General features: G+C 72.1%; 1 protein-coding gene. It reads right to left on the bottom strand.

Annotated elements, in window-relative coordinates; all coding sequences use genetic code 11:
• A partial coding sequence (locus PUR56_RS02840) for a beta-ketoacyl synthase N-terminal-like domain-containing protein (protein ID WP_329947712.1) occupies nt 1-233 on the bottom strand: 233 nt, incomplete at both ends.

Below are 233 nucleotides of genomic sequence, written 5' to 3' on the forward strand. Positions count from 1 at the left end.
CGCGACGTCCTCGGACCCGTCGTCCAGCAGCGCGACGTAGTCCTGACCGTTGGTTCCGGCGAACACGCCGACCTGCTCGCCGCGGAGCGACAGCGGGTCGACCCCGGCCCGTTCGAACGCCTCCCACGACGTCTCCAGCATCAACCGCTGCTGCGGGTCCATCGCCAGCGCCTCGCGCGGCGAGATCCCGAACAGCCCCGCGTCGAACTCACCGGCGGCGGACACGAAGCCGC

Origin of the sequence: Streptomyces sp. BE303 (genome assembly GCF_036290945.1) — a bacterium.
Classification (GTDB): domain Bacteria; phylum Actinomycetota; class Actinomycetes; order Streptomycetales; family Streptomycetaceae; genus Kitasatospora.